General features: G+C 41.4%; 20 protein-coding genes. 10 read left to right on the top strand and 10 right to left on the bottom strand.

Translation table 11 applies throughout. The annotated features are described in order from the left end of the window. The first annotated feature begins 26 nt into the window (after positions 1-26). The 3 genes from ACRD7P_RS18695 (at position 27) to ACRD7P_RS18685 (ending at position 3,090) form a co-directional block, all read left to right on the top strand. Positions 27-545 carry a ferritin gene (locus ACRD7P_RS18695; RefSeq protein WP_430909244.1) on the top strand — a complete coding sequence of 173 codons (519 nt, stop codon included), beginning with the start codon at positions 27-29 and terminating at the stop codon, positions 543-545. Positions 546-1,110: 565 nt separating this feature from the next. Further along, positions 1,111-2,172: a nucleoside hydrolase gene (locus ACRD7P_RS18690; RefSeq protein WP_430909243.1), complete on the top strand. Its 1,062-nt coding sequence runs from the start codon at positions 1,111-1,113 to the stop codon at positions 2,170-2,172. Between the two features lie 78 nt (positions 2,173-2,250). After that, positions 2,251-3,090 carry a phosphatase PAP2 family protein gene (locus tag ACRD7P_RS18685; protein WP_430909242.1) on the top strand — a complete coding sequence of 280 codons (840 nt, stop codon included), beginning with the start codon at positions 2,251-2,253 and terminating at the stop codon, positions 3,088-3,090. Positions 3,091-3,134: 44 nt separating this feature from the next. Here the strand turns inward: ACRD7P_RS18685 and ACRD7P_RS18680 are convergent, their stop codons facing one another. Genes ACRD7P_RS18680 through ACRD7P_RS18670 form a run of 3 tightly spaced genes read right to left on the bottom strand, consistent with a single transcriptional unit; the run spans position 3,135 to position 6,081 of the window. After that, positions 3,135-3,602, bottom strand: coding sequence for a GNAT family N-acetyltransferase (locus tag ACRD7P_RS18680; protein WP_430909241.1), 468 nt, complete (start codon positions 3,600-3,602; stop codon positions 3,135-3,137). A gap of 55 nt (positions 3,603-3,657) precedes the next feature. Next, on the bottom strand, positions 3,658-4,374 hold the full coding sequence (locus ACRD7P_RS18675; RefSeq protein WP_430909240.1) for a helix-turn-helix domain-containing protein: 717 nt from the start codon (positions 4,372-4,374) through the stop codon (positions 3,658-3,660). A gap of 54 nt (positions 4,375-4,428) precedes the next feature. Then, the gene (locus ACRD7P_RS18670; RefSeq protein ID WP_430909239.1) at positions 4,429-6,081 is read right to left on the bottom strand and encodes a solute:sodium symporter family transporter; all 1,653 of its coding nucleotides are present in this window, start codon (positions 6,079-6,081) and stop codon (positions 4,429-4,431) included. Positions 6,082-6,127: 46 nt separating this feature from the next. On the opposite strand from ACRD7P_RS18670, the gene ACRD7P_RS18665 reads away from it, so the two are divergent. Beyond that, entirely contained in the window at positions 6,128-6,361 is a 234-nt protein-coding gene (locus ACRD7P_RS18665; protein ID WP_430909238.1) for a hypothetical protein, read from the top strand. Between the two features lie 68 nt (positions 6,362-6,429). Here ACRD7P_RS18665 and recQ read toward each other — a convergent pair whose 3' ends face one another. After that, entirely contained in the window at positions 6,430-8,511 is a 2,082-nt protein-coding gene (gene recQ, locus ACRD7P_RS18660) for a DNA helicase RecQ (RefSeq protein WP_430909237.1), read from the bottom strand. Positions 8,512-8,952: 441 nt separating this feature from the next. Between recQ and ACRD7P_RS18655 the strand changes: the two genes are divergently transcribed. Continuing rightward, positions 8,953-9,174 carry a hypothetical protein gene (locus ACRD7P_RS18655; protein WP_430909235.1) on the top strand — a complete coding sequence of 74 codons (222 nt, stop codon included), beginning with the start codon at positions 8,953-8,955 and terminating at the stop codon, positions 9,172-9,174. A gap of 602 nt (positions 9,175-9,776) precedes the next feature. Here ACRD7P_RS18655 and ACRD7P_RS18650 read toward each other — a convergent pair. From ACRD7P_RS18650 to ACRD7P_RS18635, 4 genes are all read right to left on the bottom strand, one after another. Next, complete coding sequence (locus ACRD7P_RS18650; RefSeq protein ID WP_430909234.1) at positions 9,777-10,109, bottom strand: single-stranded DNA-binding protein; 333 nt, start codon at positions 10,107-10,109, stop codon at positions 9,777-9,779. A gap of 372 nt (positions 10,110-10,481) precedes the next feature. Beyond that, the gene (locus tag ACRD7P_RS18645) at positions 10,482-10,604 is read right to left on the bottom strand and encodes a hypothetical protein (RefSeq protein ID WP_430909233.1); all 123 of its coding nucleotides are present in this window, start codon (positions 10,602-10,604) and stop codon (positions 10,482-10,484) included. Positions 10,605-10,617: 13 nt separating this feature from the next. Next, entirely contained in the window at positions 10,618-11,259 is a 642-nt protein-coding gene (locus ACRD7P_RS18640) for an NYN domain-containing protein (RefSeq protein ID WP_430909232.1), read from the bottom strand. 183 nt (positions 11,260-11,442) lie between these two features. Next, positions 11,443-12,378, bottom strand: a complete 936-nt coding sequence (locus ACRD7P_RS18635; RefSeq protein ID WP_430909231.1) for an IS1595 family transposase — start codon at positions 12,376-12,378, stop codon at positions 11,443-11,445. A 259-nt stretch (positions 12,379-12,637) separates the two neighbouring features. Between ACRD7P_RS18635 and ACRD7P_RS18630 the strand changes: the two genes are divergently transcribed. After that, positions 12,638-13,411: a hypothetical protein gene (locus tag ACRD7P_RS18630; RefSeq protein WP_430909230.1), complete on the top strand. Its 774-nt coding sequence runs from the start codon at positions 12,638-12,640 to the stop codon at positions 13,409-13,411. Between the two features lie 465 nt (positions 13,412-13,876). On the opposite strand, the gene ACRD7P_RS18625 is transcribed toward ACRD7P_RS18630, so the two are convergent. Further along, positions 13,877-14,278, bottom strand: coding sequence for a JAB domain-containing protein (locus ACRD7P_RS18625; RefSeq protein WP_430909229.1), 402 nt, complete (start codon positions 14,276-14,278; stop codon positions 13,877-13,879). Between the two features lie 18 nt (positions 14,279-14,296). After that, complete coding sequence (locus tag ACRD7P_RS18620) at positions 14,297-14,581, bottom strand: hypothetical protein (RefSeq protein WP_430909228.1); 285 nt, start codon at positions 14,579-14,581, stop codon at positions 14,297-14,299. Positions 14,582-14,654: 73 nt separating this feature from the next. On the opposite strand from ACRD7P_RS18620, the gene ACRD7P_RS18615 reads away from it, so the two are divergent. The 4 genes from ACRD7P_RS18615 to ACRD7P_RS18600 all read left to right on the top strand — a co-directional run bounded on the left by ACRD7P_RS18615 (position 14,655) and on the right by ACRD7P_RS18600 (position 16,852). Then, positions 14,655-14,966, top strand: a complete 312-nt coding sequence (locus ACRD7P_RS18615; RefSeq protein ID WP_430909227.1) for a hypothetical protein — start codon at positions 14,655-14,657, stop codon at positions 14,964-14,966. Positions 14,967-15,290: 324 nt separating this feature from the next. Then, the gene (locus ACRD7P_RS18610) at positions 15,291-16,088 is read left to right on the top strand and encodes a hypothetical protein (protein ID WP_430909225.1); all 798 of its coding nucleotides are present in this window, start codon (positions 15,291-15,293) and stop codon (positions 16,086-16,088) included. Between the two features lie 232 nt (positions 16,089-16,320). After that, positions 16,321-16,557, top strand: a complete 237-nt coding sequence (locus tag ACRD7P_RS18605; RefSeq protein ID WP_430909223.1) for a hypothetical protein — start codon at positions 16,321-16,323, stop codon at positions 16,555-16,557. A gap of 4 nt (positions 16,558-16,561) precedes the next feature. Continuing rightward, the gene (locus ACRD7P_RS18600) at positions 16,562-16,852 is read left to right on the top strand and encodes a hypothetical protein (RefSeq protein ID WP_299223521.1); all 291 of its coding nucleotides are present in this window, start codon (positions 16,562-16,564) and stop codon (positions 16,850-16,852) included. Positions 16,853-17,020 lie beyond the last annotated feature (168 nt).

Below are 17,020 nucleotides of genomic sequence, written 5' to 3'. Positions count from 1 at the left end.
AACTTTGTAATAAAGGATATTCAATTATGTTATCAGATAAATTAGAAACGGCCCTCAACGGCCAAATAAGGGTAGAGGCGGAATCGTCGCAGACCTACCTTTCCATGGCGTCATGGGCGGAGGTAAAAGGTCTTGAAGGAATAGCACAGTTTATGTACAAACACTCCGACGAGGAGCGTGAACACATGTTAAAGCTCATTAAATATGTGAACGAGCGGGGCGGCCACGCCAAAATTTCGGACCTGAAAGCGCCAAAAACCGATTTTGGAAGCTTTCAAAAAATGTTCGAAGAACTGTACCAGCACGAAATTTTTGTTTCAAAGAGTATCAACGACCTGGTACATGTCAGCCTTGAAGAGAAAGATTATGCGACCCATAATTTTCTACAATGGTACGTAGCGGAACAAATTGAAGAAGAAGCACTTGCCCGTACCATATTGGATAAGATCAACTTGATCGGAAACGACAAGGGCGGATTGTACCTGTTCGATCGCGATGTAAAACTCATTGCTGTAGAAAGTGCGGCCGCCGAGCCTAGTGAATAATGCCCGGTAGTGCGACGGCAATATAACGGTCGCCAGACCATTTGAAATGGACAACACACCCGATGTGACATGGGAAAACAGCCCATCACCACATCGGGTGTGTTGTTTTTAACAAAAGTTCTTATTTAGATTTAATTAAAATAGTTATTTTTGAAGCCTATTACAGATGATAATGGGTAGCAAAAAGAAAAAAGAGAAGTCCAAAAAACGTAAAAAAGCCGACAAGGCCATACGTTTGCCCAAAGTATCTGGTGCTACCAAATTGAAATCCAAATGCTGTGATAAATATCGAAAAGGAGAACACAAACGCTGTAAAAAGTGTCCTTGTTTCGATTTGTTACAAAAGGTAGCTTAACTCCCTTCATTCGTTTTCTCTCGGAATTCTGTTATCGCATGGCGGAAAGCATTGCGACCGTTCCGCCCTCCCTACTTCCATCATTTATTTTGTATTTTCGGGTCGATCATAACCATACCCTATGAAATGAGCCATAACAATTCTTGATACCAACCGAAATGATTATTGGCGAATTACATCTGACCATTAAAAAACAATAAATATAAACAGATGAAAATTTTGAAGTTTTTTGGATGCCTCATTGTTTTGTCCCTTTCCACGATCGCTTGTAAAGATGGTCCCAAAGCTGCTGAAACACCGCCAGAAACGGTCTCCACGGATACCGTAACGGCAACAAAAAAAATAAAACTCATTTTTGATACGGATGCCAACAACGAACTCGATGATCAGCATGCGCTGGCATATATGCTCATGAGCGGAGCAACCTTTGATGTACGGGGCATTACGGTAAATACCACTCGTAACGGAGCGGGAATACAAAGCCATTATGATGAGGCGGAACGTATTTTACAACTATGCAATTTAAAGGACTCCATTCCGCTTTTAAAAGGTGCCGACGGAAATTTTGAAACCATTAGTAAAAATTTTAATCCCCTGCAGTATGATGGCCAAGAAGGCGTCGACTTTATTTTGGAAGCATCCAAGAAGGACTCCGTGGTTATCGTGGCCGTGGGAAAATTGACCAACATTGCCCTGGCCCTAAAGAAAGACCCTTCCTTTGCAAAGCGTAGCCGTATTGTTTGGCTGGGAAGCAATTACCCGGAACCAGGGGAGTACAACCAGAATAATGACACCATAGCCATGAACTACGTGCTGAACAGCAGTATTCCGTTTGAAATGGTAACCGTACGCTATGGAAAACCTTCCGGTAGCGACGCCGTTTCGGTCACCAAGCAAGAAATCGGTGAAAAAATGCCCGGTTTGGGGCCGATCGCAACGGAACCCATAACGGGAAGGCATGGCGGCACTTTTTCCACCTTTGGCGATTACTCCGTTAACCTTTTCGAGCATATTTTTGATCATGTTTCCATGGTAGGCCCCAAAAACTCCCGCGCGCTTTTCGATATGGTGGCCCTAGCGGTATTAAAAGATCCTTCCTGGGGTACGGCAACGCAAATTCCCGCTCCCATATTGATCGACGACAAATGGGTGGCACGGCCCGACAACCCAAGAAAAATTACCGTTTGGGAAAATTTTGAAAAGACACCGATTCTGGACGATTTTTTTCAAACCTTGACAGACCCTGTGTTCGTTAGCATACCAAAACCGTAGTTATCCGACTACTTTTTGTGTGTTTTGCAGCCGATCCGTAATTTTTGAAACGTTATTTTTGAAACCGACCACTACCCTATGAGACTGCTCCGTTGTATTTTTCTTTTGACCTTCCCCTTGTGCATCTGCGCTCAGGAAATTGCCATAGACACTGTTGAAACGCGTTGGGACATGGCCAAATACGACTTTGGTAACGTTTTTAAGGGCGTTGGCTATGCTTATAGCCGCCCACTGCACTGGCAAGGTTCCCAATGGACCGATGCCGCTATCGTGGTAGGCGCTACCGGAACCGCATATTTGTTTGACGATTCTACCAGCGAATACATGCGCGGCATACGGGACAATGTCCCTAAAGTGGTAAGAGATTACGGTTTTGAATATGGAAGCCCCAGCAACAACTATATTTTAACGGGCGCGGTATACCTTACCGGTCTGGTCGCGAAAGATGAAAAATTACGGCGTACCGGAGTGCTGCTCATTTCCTCTGCCACTGCCGCCGGGTTTTTACAACAGGTAATGAAATCGGCCATCGGAAGGGCCAGACCGTTAAGCGGGCGCAATAAGGACACCTATAAACCTTTATGGAGCGGTGATCGGGAATTTCATTCCTTTCCATCGGGGCATGCCATATTGGCGATGACCAACGCCCATGCCATTGCCAAACAGTTTAAAAACAAATGGATAAAAGGAGGGATTTACACCCTTGGGGCAATACCCACGGTATCCAGACTTTGGGAGGGCAAGCATTGGCTCTCGGATATCACGTTCAGTGTTTTTGTGAGTATTTTTACGGTAGAGGCCATCGACAGGTATCTGGATAAGAAGTACGCGCAAAAGTACAATAGCGGCACCCCTAAAAAAGTAAGCTACGACCTTAATTTTGGTCCCGGCACTTTTGGTATCAGCATGCGTTTCTAAACCTTTTTCGCCTTACGGATCAGTGCTTTATACCAATTCTGGTATTAACCCAGTTTTTTCCAGAAAACCACTTTATCGTCCCCTTCATCATAAAACTCCGGAATAACGGCCTGTTCCGTGTAGTCGCATGTCCTATAAAACTGGCGTGTCCGTTCAAAATCAGCTTTTCCGGAAGTTTCAACGATCAAGATCCTACCCTTTTTTTTGCGCAAGAGCCCTTCGATATAAGTCATCATTTCGGTACCGATGCCCGTACCTTGATGTATTTTTGCTACCGCTATGGCGTACAGGTTGTACGTACCTTCCGTCAACCTTTCCGGAGCGCAATACCCTATAGCGATGGGAGTATCGTCGACAAGCGCGGTGAACCAAATGTCGGTCGAAGAGGGGTCGTTCAAATAGCCCGAAATCATATCGTCCAACAAATCCGAAGGGAACAGACCACTGGAATCCAATACCATTTTTAATGCGGGAATATCATTTTTTAGTATCCTTCTTAGTTGTTTGTCCATTACAATAGTTTAAAATCAGAAATGGTTTTGGACAAAAATAGGGTTGCTACCGGGGTTAGGATTGTAAGGAGCTGCTATTGCGATATGCTTTTGATGGCGCGATGCCCAAAACACTCTTGAAGGCATTGCTAAAATGGGCCTGATCAAAAAAGCCGCCCTGCAGGGAGACTGTGGTAAAGTTGCCTTCTTTATCCAAAAATCCATACATCGCCCGGCGCAACTTGTCCCATACCAAGTACTTTTTGATGGAAATACCGATATGTTCCTTAAAGAGATGCGATAGTCGGCTATCGGACAGCCCTACCTTGGCTGCCAACGTTTTTACTTCGGGGTCCTTTTCCGAAGTATGCGTTTGAATATCATCGATACATTGCGCAACTCGTTTATCGGTCGGCGTTTTTAAGTCGGCCGAAACGGCCACCGCATGTATCGCCTCAAAAAGTAGCTTCCTTTCGGCACATTCGGTTTTGAGACAGCATCCCTCATCCAAAAGCAGCCCTTTGGCTTTAAAGTATTCGGTCAATAACCCGTTATGACTTTCCAGCATCAACATGCCTAGGCTAGCATTTTCAGAAACAAGCCGGTGTGCTATATTGGCATCTACAATCGCAAAAACCAGGCCGTCGGTCTGTTGTCCATTGCATTCCAAAGAAAAAGTACCCTGTAGCGCGGTAACGATTTCCACTACGGGATGCGCGTGCGGTTCCGTATACAGGCCGTTACTTTCAAAGCGGTATATCCCTTTTTCAATATCAAAATCAAAAATCTTCATCAACGGTGCTATGGCCGAACCAAGGAGGAACGCATTCCAGTGTTACGGTACCTTCTAAAAAATAAAATAGGTGCTCAACACTAATGCAATGATCAGTATGCCTACCAAGGTGGCATATTTCCAAGGGGTGGTATCTATGGCGGTAGTGACCTTGGGTACGTACACCTCTGTTTTGGGCCGAATTGCACCGAACACCAACATGATGATGATGTTCACAACGAATAGAATGCCCATAACGTGTAAAAAGTGCGGATAGGCCTCGGCTTTGATTACCGCCAATTCGGCAGCATCGGTAATTCCATTGGCGGCCGCTTTTTCCAGAGCGTTGCTCACCATTACCGGGCCCAAACCTATCAAACTGATCAAGTACATGATCACGCCCCCTACCAAAACGAATTTTGCGCCTATGGCCGGAACCTTCTTGGTAACGATACCCACGACCACAACGGCCAAAATCGGTACGCTCAAACTTCCCAAGGCTTGTTGGATATAGGAGAACAGTCCGTCCGGAGCATAGCCGATAAAAGGGGCTATGGTCATGGAAACAATGGCCAGTCCCAAACCGAACCGTTTCCCCGCCTTTACCGTTTGCAGTTCCGTGGCATCGGGCCTAAAGAATTTTTTATAAAGATCAAAACCAAAAAGCGTGGCACTACTGTTCAGTAGGCTATTAAAAGAACTTAATATGGCCCCGAACAACACGGCGGCGAAAAAGCCCAATAAACTTACGGGCAATACCCTTCGTACCAATTCCGGATAGGATGCATCGGCATCGCTAAGTTCGGAACCGAACATGTTAAAGGCAATGATACCCGGCAGTACTACGATTACCGGAATCAAAAACTTGACAAAGGCGGCCAACAACATTCCCTTTTGCCCTTCGGCAAGACTTTTTGCCCCGAACACCCGTTGCAGTATGGACTGGTTGGTTCCCCAATAATAGATCTGCGCGATCATCATTCCGGTAAAAATAGTTCCGACCGGAATCGAAGAGGTAATATCGCCGGTAACATCGAATTTATCTTGATTGTCGGTCCACAATTTCGTTAGTCCCCCCATTACGGTATTATCGTCACTGATCATCAACAGTCCGAAAAAAGGAATCAACAACCCGCCTACCAACAGCCCTATGGCATTGACCAAATCGGATACCGCTACGGCTTTGAGTCCTCCATAAATAGCGTAAACGATACCGATCAAACCGATACTCCATACACATATCCAATAACTGGCCGTTTCCGAAACGCCCAAGGTTTCCGGCAACTGGAACATTGTAATGAACGCTTTGGATCCCGCATACAAAATCGTGGGCAATAGCACTATGCCAAAAGCGATGAGAAACAATACGGAAAGAATGGCCTTGGTATTTTCGTCGAAACGGCCTTCTATAAACTCGGGAATGGTGGTTACCCCTTTTGTCATGTACTTCGGTAGTAGCAACAGGGCCGTAATTACCATGGCAATGGCCGCTAGCGTTTCCCAAGCCATAACCAAAATTCCCTCGGAAAATGCCTGGCCGTTGAGTCCAACGATCTGTTCGGCGGAAAGGTTGGTCAGCAATAACGATCCGGCGATGGTGATGGCACTTAAACTCCTTCCACCCAAATAATACCCATCAGCGGTATTTTCGTTCGTTTTGCGCGTAGCATACCAGGCTATTACGGCCACAAGGATCGTAAAGCCCAAAAAAGTAATGATCGATAACATAGTGTTTGGTTTTTGATGGTTCCGCTGATACAAAAAATAACTTTCCATGTACAGAAAATCATCCTATGAACGCTATCGGCGAACCGTTTCGTTACGTTTAGTACTCGTATTTGGACAAAAAGGTCCGGCCCTGTGGTTCCAGGTCTATTTTATGAATTTGACATCGGAACTGTTCGAAAATAACACATCCTATAGTATTGCAGGCAGTTTTTTTGCTGAAAAATGGATTTTTCATAAAATTTTGGCCCCATACCATTGCTATTCTTGGGCAAATATCTAAAAGATCGAGCTTGGGTCAACATCAAAGCCCTTAATTGAAAGATGTGGACACGGCGATCAAAGGGTCGTTTAGGACACTTCGGAAAGCAAGTATAGCGCCATGCGGATTTTCCAATAGGGAACCGCTTCCTTAAAATAATCGAAATAGGGTTTTACCCCTTCGACCTCGCCCAATGCACTTTGCGCGACCTCCACCTCCTTGAGAAAATCGGGCGGAATCAATTGGGCCAGGTCTACATCCATACCCTCATTGTGCGCCTTTTGCAAATGGGAATAGATGGTGGTCTCTTTTAGATTCCGTTCCGTGGCGATTTCGGCTACGGTAAGGCCCTTGGCAAAAAGCTTGTAAGACTGTTTATGGGTAGGGATTTTTTCGGTTTCCGAACCGATATGGGCACCGATAGCTTCAAGAAAGGGCTTGGCGTATTTCTGTAATTTGGCCTCCCCTACCCCGGAAATTGCCAAAAAATCCTGTTCGTTCCGCGGTCGTTTGGCCACCATATCCTTTAAACTGGCATCGCCGAATACTACATAGGCCGGCACGCCTTGTTCGGTCGCTATGCGCTGTCGCAATACCCGTAAGGTTTCGAACAGCCCATCGGGCTTTACATTTTTGGCGACCGCTGTTTTTACGGGAGCCTTTTTCGTAAGCGGTACGGCCAATCGCACTTTGCGGTTTTGGAACAATACTTCTTTGGCCAATGGCGCGAGGCCGATACGTGCTCCTTCCCTAAAATTGATCTCCAAGACCCCGAGGTTCAGCAATTGGATCATGTATTGCTGTAAATGTAGCCAGGAAACGTCCCTTACCGCACCATAGGTTTTTATATGCTGTAGGCCCTTGTCCATCACTTGCGCATTTTTGGCACCCCGAAGCACATCGATCACGGTTCCCATGGGTTCGCGCTCCTTTAGGCGTACGACCGCGGAACAGATTTTTTGTGTGAGCACGGTGGCATCGAAATAATCCGGTGGGCGGTCGCACATATCGCAAGCCCCGCAGGGTTCGGTCCGGTGTTCCCCAAAATACCCCAACAGGGCAATTCTTCTGCAGCTCAAGGCTTCGGAGAACTGCTGCATGCGCTCCAGTTTGGCGTATTCCACCGTGGCGTTCTCGCCATCGGCAATAAACTTTCGCAACTGGGCCACATCGGCATAGCTGTAAAAAAGAAGGGCATGGGCGGGAAGACCGTCCCGACCCCCGCGACCGATTTCCTGGTAGTAGCCCTCTATATTTTTGGGCAGGTTGTAGTGGATGACCCAGCGTACATTACTTTTATCGATACCCATACCAAAGGCAATGGTGGCGACAATGATCGGCACGCGATCGTTTATAAAATCTTCCTGGGTCTTCACCCGATCTTGCGCATTCATACCGGCATGGTAGGGCCGTGCCAAAAAACCGGAATCGTTGAGGCGTTCGGCAATCTTGACCGTATTTTTTCGGCTCAAACAATAGATGATCCCACTTTCTGCCGATCGTTCCCTTAAAAACGCAATGATCTGTGGTATGCGATCTTGGGCGGGGCGCACTTCCAAATACAGGTTGGGCCTATCAAAAGAAGACAAATGGCGGGCAGCCTTAGGTATGGCCAATTGTTCCAAAATATCATCTTGGGTGGTACGATCGGCCGTGGCGGTTAGGGCAATGATCGGTATGTTCGGAAAACGTTGTTTTAGGGAACTCAACTGGGTGTAGGCCGGCCTAAAATCGTGCCCCCAAGAGGAAATACAATGGGCCTCGTCAATAGCGAACAGGCTAATATCGATTTCCTGGAAAACCTCGGAGAACCAACCGATACTTTCCGGGGCCAGGTAAAAAAGTTTGAGTTTGCCCCCCTGTAGTTCGGCCCGGATACGTTCCTGTGTTTCCGGGCTTTGCGAACTGTTGTAATACGCCGCTGCAATACCGTTGGCCTGCAGTGCGTCTACCTGATCTTTCATGAGCGCGATCAAGGGCGACACCACAATGGCCGTCCCGGGCAAGGCCAATGCCGGCAACTGAAAACAAAGGGATTTTCCCCCTCCGGTCGGCATTATGGCCAACACATCCTTTTTGGCCAAAACATGTTCAATAATGGGCAATTGTCCGACCCGAAACGTATCGTAACCGAAGTGGGTTTTTAATAGGGAATTTAGTTTGTTTTGCATAGTGTATCAGTGGGATGTAAAAATATAAATAATGTTGTCAGTCCGAGTGGTGTTGATAACGTATCTTATGTTAGCGTTTAACGAATACCATTTTAACTTTGAAATAGCGCTAGTAAATGGCTTTATTGTAAATGAAAGCTGTTGAGCGGTTCTTTATCCTTTCATTTGGCCTTCCGTTCATTGCTTTTGCTTTTCCAAAAGAAACGGGACCAAAGCAAAGAACATTTTTTTCATCTTTTAATATTTATTGTTTTTTAATGGTCAGATGTAATTCGCCAATAATCATTTCGGTTGGTATCAAGAATTGTTATGGCTCATTTCGTAGGAATTTTAGGTCTCCGACGGAAAACCGTCTTACAAACTCTGCGGCCTCCAGCCCGGATCCCGGAGCTTTGTCGCAACTATCCTTTCGAAAAAAACATCCGGTCGCGTAAAACATGGATGGTTCAAATCGAACATCCCTTAACTACGGAAATCAGGCTTCTTTCCAAAATAGTAGTGCTTCCGGCATTGCACCGACCCCAAAACGGTATCGAACTTGGTTTCGACACCAACCGGATGGCAGTAACAGATCAATTCGTTTTTGATTCATTGGAATACACGTTCGATAGAAATGTTACGATTCCCGTTAGCACCAATATTCCCCCATGGAAAAGCACATAAGCATTGTTTAAAAAAACGAATTTATCGTCTTGAAAAGGTAAAAATTGGGGCGCCCTAAGGACGAGAAATAGATAAAAACCCGTCAAGAAAAACAGTGAAAACAGGGTGAAGGAAACTTTTTCGTTTATGTTGATCCCAAAATCGGTTAGGGTCTGGGTAAAAGGACTTTTTACGATCGGAAGAAAAACCCATAGAAACCTACTGCATCCGAGAAAACATAAAAATCCATAAAAAGGCATCAGCAAAATCGGCTCCAAAGCAAACGCTAAACCCAAAAGTGATTTCCCATTAAAAAAAATGGTGTAAGATTCGAAAAATAAAAAAAACAGAAACACCTGCGCCAAGGTGTGTGAGCTGTTTATAATTGAAGGTATGTTTTTTGTTACTGTATCTTCCATGATTATTTTTTTTAATAAATGGTTTCGTTGAGCATCCGGCAACTATGATCGGACCGAAATAAAAACGCTAAACAACTAGATTCATATAAGTGACTAAAGCATCGTTGATGCTATCGCATTTCGAGGGGAAAGCGAGCCACTCGTCCGCACGATAAGGGTACGGACGGATCGCTACGCTTCGTTTGCAACACCGTTTTAAGGGGACTATTTCCCCAACAGCAACAGTTCGTTACATCGGATTTCGGTGATATAGCGTTTTTCGCCTTCCGTAGTTTCATAGGAACGGTGCATGAGTTTGCCTTCGATGGCAACCTGTTTTCCCTTAACCAGATAATTTTCCACGATTTCCGCGGTTTTCCCCCAGGCGACCACATTGTGCCATTGGGTATCCGCTACTTTTTCGCCTTGGGCATTTTTATAACTATCGCTGGTGGCGATAGAAAATTTGGCGAGCTTGCTGCCGTTGTCCATGTTTACGATTTCCGGATCTTTTCCCAAGTTTCCAATCAACTGTACTGAATTTTTAAGTGCGTTCATAATTAAAGGTTTTAAATGAAACATTAGCTATTGTGAAGCCTTCTTGACTTGACGAGGCAAACCTAGAACGGTGTTGGGAAAAGATTCGGTTGGGAAGCGCTTACTTTCGTTTGTAAACGTTTGTTACCGTTTGAAAATGAATAAAGCATTGTAATCAAGGCATCTATATACAAAGTGGGACAAGAAAGAAAAGAAGAAATATGACTTACCGGGAAGTAATTTTTTTTGCAAGTTCGGTACTCAATGATTGCGCCGCCGCTAATTCGGCGACCAGAGCATAGGGAATAGATCCGCTAAGTACTTATTGCATTTCAAGGAACATTTGCACATGGTCGATGCGTTGGCCCCGACCTACGGTCAAAAACGATGTGCTTATTTTTTCTTTTTGGGAACAGAGGCTTTCAGTACATCGTCTAAAGAAGTGTTTATCTTTAGCTTTTCCTCGTACTTTTTAGCGCGTTCTTTTTTTTGTTTTATGGGTTTCTTTTTGGTCATGGGGTAAATTTAATTATTTCCAATGAGCAGGAATTATTGCACTATCCGAACCATCATTTTTAACAACAGTATCTGCCATTACAGCATTTTCAAACTTTTTAAAATTATCCTTTAAAAGTATTACTTTAGGATTTGGGTTCGCATGTGCTAAATCTGTACTAAAACTTGTAGGAGGAAAATACACCTTTAGCTTTACGTTTTTAAAGTTAATTTTGATGAATTCAACGGGCGGTATTAAATCACTATCAGCGGTCACTAAAACAATTTTATCCACACTTCCTAGAGCGCAATCACCTATTAAATGTGTTGCAATATTAACGTCTGTTCTCTTCTCCTCAGGTTTTGTGAAGTGGGTTTGGCAATTTTGGCACATAAAATCACGGTCTACATACTTACCCCTTACTATTTTGAATTTGTCCCCGTTAATGATGTCATTAGCTTTAAAAAGAGCGCTTTGCCTTGATTTTTTTCCTGAACTTAAAGGGTCTGCAGTAAAATATTTTACTTGCACTAAGGAATCGTTATGACCTAAAAATTGTTCGAAAAGTTTAACAAAATCAATCCAATAGGCTAGTTTCCATTTGGAATCTATTGTTTTCTGTTTTTTCAGTCCATAATAGAAATTAAACCCATCAACATAAAATACTGTTCTCATACATATATGTGTAAAAAAAAAGCTGTCTCGAAAGACAGCTGAACCCTACCTAACGATAGGGCGATGCGTTATCATACAAAACTATATAATTATACTTTATAGTGTATCTAATAGTTATATTATTTACTTATCGTAAAGCCACCGTTCATAGAGCATCCTTATTTTCGATGATACTACATCTAATTACTTATTAATCAAAGCCTTATAGGGTAAAACACTTTCCGAGCCCTCCAAAAATTGATTAAACCGTTCGTTACTGGTCTTGTTGCGATTATTGAACCTTGCCGCATATTCATCCAAATAACGGCTAATATGCTTGTCCGATATTTGGTGATACACTCCATACAAGCCACGCTTTAAAACGCTCCAAAAGTTCTCTATGGTATTGGTATGTACCTGCCCTTCTACATAGATATTAAGTGAATGCTTAACATTGTCGTGCTTGTAGGTTTTCTTCAACTGCTTGTACGCGGGAGCTTCGTCCGAATAAATGGTTGAATCTTGAGGTACATGCGTTTTAACGAATTCTACCATATTCTTAGTAGTTTCGCCATCAACGTACTTTAAAGCCACCTTACCGTTGCGCTCAATGATTCCTAGAATAGCTTTCTTCCCCTTGTACGGCCTCCCTTCGTTTGTCAGGTTCTTATCCTCGCTAGAACGTTTTTTAGGAAAGTGCTTGTTACCTTCTTTACCGCCAACATAGGCCGCATCGATTTCTACCATATTTTTATCCCCCAACATTTGCGGGGCTTTTTCTCGCAGCATTTCTCTTATACGATGAAGCACGAACCAAGCGGTCTTTTGCGTAATTCCCAAATCTATGCCTAATTGAACGCTGCTAATCCCTTTCTTATGTTCGGTACATAACCAGATCGCAGCAAACCAAATGCGGAAAGGGATCTTTGAGTTTTCGAAAATTGTGCCAACGCGAACGGTGAACTTCTTTCTACATTCTTTATCGCTGCATTTCCAACCTCTATTGGTCTTGTATGGTTTCAATGCGCCACAATGGGGGCATGCGGGTTCGTCACCCCACCGGATTTGCTCGTAGTAAGCAATACCCGTGGACTCCTCTTTGAAGTAATCTAAAAGCTGTGGTAGTGATTTGAATTGCATAATAAAGTTGTTATAATTCGACATATCAAAGATAGTGCTTGTCCCCTTATCTACCTAATATAATAATAATTATTTTCTATCTTGTTTTTTTACGCTCTATTTATTTTAATTTAAAAACCCTTTATTACTCTGAATATCAATTGTTTAAATATTTTGTTTTTTAAAACACAAACAAGAAGCACAAATATTGGTTTAGAAAGTTTGCAAATTGAAAATGTATTTCTACATTTGTACTGTCGAATTTAACATTATGTGATTTATGAAACAACGGAGCGCAGCGTATCCATCGTATACTATTCTAGAGTCCCTTGATTTTTCAGAAAGGATTTATAAAAATTATGGTAGTAATTATCGGGCAACACGAGAAGAAATTGCGGAAGCATTAAACTACTCGGTTGGAAGTTTGACCCAAAAGGTTAGTGCGGCTGTTCAATACAGTCTACTCGATATGAAATCGAAAGAAGGTTATCAAGTTACCGATTTATTTGTTAAATGTTATAGACCGATAAGTGATGACGCTAAGAAAGAAGCTCTTTTGGAAGCTTTCAGGAATCCACCTTTATACAATGACCTTATTCAGGTATTCGAAGGGAATATACTACCTCCGTTGAAGCCCCTTGCGAATATATTGCTGCAAAAGCACAGTATATCCGAAAAAGCCTGTGATAAGGCAGCGGAAATTTTTCAAGATAATGCGGAAATGTTGTCTGCACTTACTGAAGACAGAATGCTTGTTTTAGATTGTGGTGCAAAAGAAATTCAAGTAGAGGAATTTGAGCAAGAAGAGTTTGAAGACGAAACACCCGAAACAAATTTTAGTCGCGCGCCTATTCCTTTTCAAGAAGGAGGACAAAATTCCAAAAAAGAAGAAAGCACGGATAGTGGGAATAATAACGATCCTAACAAACCTATTCCGCACAATATACCTTTAAAAGGTAAATTACCTGCTCAATTGCTCTTGCCAAGCGATGTTAGCAGTGCGGATTTCGATTTTATAATTTCCTATATTGGGTTAATCAGAAACCAATATTAAAGAGAAAAGCCATCGGTGAGGATGGCTTTAATTTTTGTCGAATTTAACAATCGGAGTGCGATTGAAAAGTGCTTCAAAGTTAATAAATAACAATGGAACGATCAAATTTTAGGGAAAAGATTTTCATATTGCTTGGTCAGGCTTAAGAGTGTCCAAAACTCCTAAGAGTAGCGAAAATGATTTTCCGAGTCGGCTTCCAAAACCGACTCCCCTTTTTTAAAATACGGTTGCGCTATGGAGATAAGCCCGAACCAAGGTTCGTACATTGCTCAAAGCACTACTAAGAATGATGATAAAAGACCCTGCAAACACATACAGGGAAGAAAGTCAAATCAAGGCTAGTCTCATAAGCTAGAATCCTGAACATTCCAAAAATCATCTTCTGAAGAAGGGGTCAGATTTAGCCGTCGGCCCCTTTTTTCATTTTCAAATTTACATAATATACAGTTCTGATCCAAATCTGGCCTATAATATCCTAAAATCCTTTTCCGAAATGATGATATGGTCCATTACACGAACCTCTACGATTACACCTGCCTGCTCCATGGCATCGGTAAACTGTAAATCTTTATCGCTAGGGGTCAGGTCTCCCGATGGATGGTTGTGACATAGGATTATGCCGACACATTTCTTTTGAAGTGCAAGGCTAAAAACATCCGCGGGCTTCACTATGTTTCGATTAGCGGTGCCGATGGTGACAAGTTCAATGTATTCGATATCTCGTTTAACATTCAACCCTATGGCCCAGAAGTATTCCTTATTGCGACTGTGCCTGTTCTGGCGTAGCAATATCTTTTGCATGATACGGGCTACGTCCCCTGCATCCTGTATACGTTCATCTTCGTTTTTAGGTAGTCTTACGGTCATGTTGCTAAGATAGGGATTCTAACGCTTTGTTCCGGCCCTGTGATACTGCCACCCGTTTTCCGGTATGAGCCAAAAACCTAGAACGGACATTATGTAAAATTTGGTGTTGGATGGGTAGCGGTAATACAGGTCTACTTCGTGGGTCTTTACTTTGTACTCTATGTAAAATCCGTCCATTCCTATCGGTGGCTGCTTGTCAAGTCCAGCATCTTTCAAAGCGTTTTCATATCGTTCCTTCCCGATTTCCTTTAACAATTCTTTGATGGCTTTTTTATCGTGGTTTCTAAAGATTACAATGGACATGCTCCAATAATATGGAATAATTCCAATTTTTTGTGTAAGTTTTTTCTATGTAGGAATTTATATATTTACCAGCATGGATGGAATAGGTTATACAATTACAATTACCTTGGCGATTATGGGAGGCTTTGGTTGGTTCGCTTCAAATCGTTTTGAAAAATTTGAAAAGTGTTTAGGTGGATTTTCACTGTTCTTTATCTTTGTTGCTGGCATTGCAACATCTGTAGCAAGCCTTAGCGAAATGACTATTGAAAAATTTGAACATCATTCAGATGTCGTTGAACTTTTTGAAAAAATATTACCCTACTGCTATTATCTGATAATATCTTCTTTTATAATTATGATTTTTTACTTTTTACTATTAAAAATCTTAAACCCTGAAGATTAGAAAAAGAGTCAATATCCAAAATAAAAGTGCAGCAACAAAAGCGTAAATCACCTGGCTAAAATTTAATTTAATTCCATTCATTTTTTTAATTAACCAATTCATTCTTTTCGTTTTTCATAATTAATTCATTTCAAATTAATTGAGGTTTCTTGTCCCACTTTGTATATAGATGCCGTAATCAAGGTAATTATATGATACTTTTTGACAACGGGGATTTTTAGTTAATTTGGGGTATGTGGGCATCTATATTGATGATTTCTTATATTGTGTTGTTACCACACATTTGAGAAAAACATTCTGCTGATTTGAAATGGGAAGAGAAAATTGGACAAGCGAAAGATTTTTGAACGATTAGTGAATAACAAATCGGAGAAAACCTATTGGAATAATATATCGGAATTACGGAAACGAGCGAACGATGAAGTTTACAATCAAGCCTATGAATTTGCTAAATCTCAAATCGACAAAAAAAAGATTATCGGAATAGACGTTTTAGCTCAGTTAGGTTTTGACCTAAGATTTAGACAGAATGAAACAAAAAAACTATATTTTGAATTATTAGATATAAAACAAAATGATGACGTTTTATTTTCCTTGTTTTTAGGAATTAGCCATAACAACGAAAAGCTGACTAAAAATCAAGTTTTAAAATTGATAAAGTTTAAAAACTCAAAAAATAATGATGTCCGCTATAGTTTAGTTTCAGCAATTTCGGGAGTTGATAATCCAAAAGCAATTGAAACATTAATTGAACTTTCTGAAGACAATTATCCTTCAATTAGAAATTGGGCTACTTTCGGAATCGGAACTTTATCTGAGCAAAATAATGACCGAATTGTAAAAGCGTTGTGGAATAGAATTAAAGACAAACATCAAGAAACAAAACTTGAAGCAATAGTTGGATTAGCAAATAGAAAACAAGTTGCTGTCAAAGAGCAAATAATTGAAGAATTAAAAAGTGGCGAGTATGGAACTTTACTGTTTGATGCAATAGAAACGCAGAATGACAAAGATTTTATCCCACATTTAGAAAACAACTTAAAATCTGCTAAAAATGACAGCGGAATAAAAGAAGATTGGATTGCGGATTTGAAACAATGTTTGAAAAAACTAAGCGCATAAAAAGATGTGGTAACAATGTATATAAAAAATAGCGTAAGTCATCGCTAACACTAAGGTTTGGGTATTTTTGAAAAGTCGTCATCCCGAAGCTTCGGGATTAAACTTGACGTTTTCCAAATAAAATGATAAATAGTAAAAGTTAAAAATTCGGCTTGTGATTAATCCGAAGAGAAACCACTTACTTTCAGCGCTACTTTTCATATACGGAGTTGTTAGCTACAATTATCAGATAATGAAAAAAGAACACAAGAAAATAATTGACCATATTTCTACTTATCTGAATGAAAATCCAGAACAAAGGTTTGGCCAGGCAATTTTCAATCTTAAAATCAACGAATTCATAGAAGAAGAAAACTTGATTAATCCTAAATACCAACTAAGAGATATTCACAATGACTCGGACGAAAAAATACTTGGGCGGATTGAATCTCAACTAAAGTGGTTTAACAAACCAAAGGAAAGTTTATAATTTCATGAAACTGTCTTGTAAAAAATGTTCGAAAAGAGAATTTGAAGTTCCAAATTTCACATCTGAAGAGAAAAAAAATCTTTCTGAATTAAAAGCCAATAATAAACTTGGAGAGTTAATTCAAAAAATAGAATCACTCTATGACATAGAAAGTATTGACGCTAAGTTTTCCTTTATGCACATTAATAAAAAGTACGGAAAGTGTAATCGTTGTAATGTTGACTATCTTGAAGGGGAATATGTTGAATGTCCTAAGTGTAAGGCTCTAAATTTTAACTGGAAAACGGAGAAATAAAAAGTAGCTAACATTATATATGAAATCAGAGCAAAGTTTGGTGTTAAACCGAAAGATTATTTCCTTTTGTAGTGGCGCTAGATTTTTATAAACTAGGGCGTGTTAACACAAAATAGGTATCTTTGTTAAATGGAATTGACGGATACCCAATTTGAAACAATCAGCTCT

Origin of the sequence: Maribacter sp. 2-571, assembly GCF_050589625.1 — a bacterium.
Lineage (GTDB): Bacteria > Bacteroidota > Bacteroidia > Flavobacteriales > Flavobacteriaceae > Pelagihabitans.
Note: the sequence above shows the minus strand (reverse complement) of the source record. Positions and strands in the feature narration are given on the sequence as shown.

What these genes read in the sequence shown, in the direction of transcription:
- ACRD7P_RS18695 (WP_430909244.1), top strand. Translation starts at nt 27, where the DNA reads ATGTTATCAGATAAATTAGAAACGGCCCTCAACGGCCAAATAAGGGTA.
- ACRD7P_RS18690 (WP_430909243.1), top strand. Translation starts at nt 1,111, where the DNA reads ATGAAAATTTTGAAGTTTTTTGGATGCCTCATTGTTTTGTCCCTTTCC.
- ACRD7P_RS18685 (WP_430909242.1), top strand. Translation starts at nt 2,251, where the DNA reads ATGAGACTGCTCCGTTGTATTTTTCTTTTGACCTTCCCCTTGTGCATC.
- ACRD7P_RS18680 (WP_430909241.1), bottom strand. Translation starts at nt 3,602, where the DNA reads ATGGACAAACAACTAAGAAGGATACTAAAAAATGATATTCCCGCATTA.
- ACRD7P_RS18675 (WP_430909240.1), bottom strand. Translation starts at nt 4,374, where the DNA reads ATGAAGATTTTTGATTTTGATATTGAAAAAGGGATATACCGCTTTGAA.
- ACRD7P_RS18670 (WP_430909239.1), bottom strand. Translation starts at nt 6,081, where the DNA reads ATGTTATCGATCATTACTTTTTTGGGCTTTACGATCCTTGTGGCCGTA.
- ACRD7P_RS18665 (WP_430909238.1), top strand. Translation starts at nt 6,128, where the DNA reads ATGTACAGAAAATCATCCTATGAACGCTATCGGCGAACCGTTTCGTTA.
- recQ (WP_430909237.1), bottom strand. Translation starts at nt 8,511, where the DNA reads ATGCAAAACAAACTAAATTCCCTATTAAAAACCCACTTCGGTTACGAT.
- ACRD7P_RS18655 (WP_430909235.1), top strand. Translation starts at nt 8,953, where the DNA reads ATGGTTCAAATCGAACATCCCTTAACTACGGAAATCAGGCTTCTTTCC.
- ACRD7P_RS18650 (WP_430909234.1), bottom strand. Translation starts at nt 10,109, where the DNA reads ATGAACGCACTTAAAAATTCAGTACAGTTGATTGGAAACTTGGGAAAA.
- ACRD7P_RS18645 (WP_430909233.1), bottom strand. Translation starts at nt 10,604, where the DNA reads ATGACCAAAAAGAAACCCATAAAACAAAAAAAAGAACGCGCTAAAAAG.
- ACRD7P_RS18640 (WP_430909232.1), bottom strand. Translation starts at nt 11,259, where the DNA reads ATGAGAACAGTATTTTATGTTGATGGGTTTAATTTCTATTATGGACTG.
- ACRD7P_RS18635 (WP_430909231.1), bottom strand. Translation starts at nt 12,378, where the DNA reads ATGCAATTCAAATCACTACCACAGCTTTTAGATTACTTCAAAGAGGAG.
- ACRD7P_RS18630 (WP_430909230.1), top strand. Translation starts at nt 12,638, where the DNA reads ATGAAACAACGGAGCGCAGCGTATCCATCGTATACTATTCTAGAGTCC.
- ACRD7P_RS18625 (WP_430909229.1), bottom strand. Translation starts at nt 14,278, where the DNA reads ATGACCGTAAGACTACCTAAAAACGAAGATGAACGTATACAGGATGCA.
- ACRD7P_RS18620 (WP_430909228.1), bottom strand. Translation starts at nt 14,581, where the DNA reads ATGTCCATTGTAATCTTTAGAAACCACGATAAAAAAGCCATCAAAGAA.
- ACRD7P_RS18615 (WP_430909227.1), top strand. Translation starts at nt 14,655, where the DNA reads ATGGATGGAATAGGTTATACAATTACAATTACCTTGGCGATTATGGGA.
- ACRD7P_RS18605 (WP_430909223.1), top strand. Translation starts at nt 16,321, where the DNA reads ATGAAAAAAGAACACAAGAAAATAATTGACCATATTTCTACTTATCTG.
- ACRD7P_RS18600 (WP_299223521.1), top strand. Translation starts at nt 16,562, where the DNA reads ATGAAACTGTCTTGTAAAAAATGTTCGAAAAGAGAATTTGAAGTTCCA.